We start from the raw sequence: 652 nt of genomic DNA, 5'->3' as shown, positions 1-652 counted from the left end.
CGCCGCGGCCGGAACGCTGGTGCCCCCGCCAGCCGCCTGACCCGGGGCCGCGGCCATGTCGCTTTCGGAGTCACCCATGTTTTCAGCCCCGGTATCCGCCGCCGTCAGGGCTTCGGTCCCGGCGCCGTTGCCACGCAAGTCGACGCTCAGGCCCGGCAGCTGCCCCGGTTTGAACGCGTCGATGGCCAAGCCCATGCCGGTGTCATACTGCGCCAGCGTCACACCCTCGGGGACACGGAAATCGGTGCGTGGCGTGTCGGCGATCACCGCCTTCATCACGCGATTCCAGATCGGACCGGCGATCACGCCGCCCGTCTCCTTCTTGCCCAGCGACTGCGGCGCATCGAAGCCTACCCAGACGACGGTGACCGTGTCAGGCGTATACCCGGCAAACCACGCATCGTTGAAGTTCTGGCTCGTCCCCGTCTTGCCCGCGATCGGCCGGTCGATACCGGCGCCGGCGAGCGTGCCCGTTCCGCGCTTGATGACGTCCTGCAGCATCGCCGTGATCTGGAACGCGCTCTCGGGGGATGCGATCTGGGGGCGGTTATCGGCCAGCAGCGGCACGTCCGTCGCATCGGCCTCGACCGCAAGCGGTGCCGGCGCCGGAGGCGTCTGCGCACTCGCGGGCTGCCCGTCGTCCGCAGGGGCC

The 652-nt window shown here is 69.9% G+C and carries 1 protein-coding gene; it reads right to left on the bottom strand.

Features of this window, described 5'->3' with window-relative positions:
- The coding region (locus HUK82_RS17045; protein ID WP_256127073.1) for a penicillin-binding transpeptidase domain-containing protein at window positions 1-652 on the bottom strand (652 nt) is incomplete at both ends.

This window comes from Ameyamaea chiangmaiensis, assembly GCF_013376175.1.
Lineage (GTDB): Bacteria > Pseudomonadota > Alphaproteobacteria > Acetobacterales > Acetobacteraceae > Ameyamaea > Ameyamaea chiangmaiensis.
The sequence above is the reverse complement of the archived record's forward strand: the minus strand, read 5'-3'. Positions and strand labels throughout refer to the sequence as shown.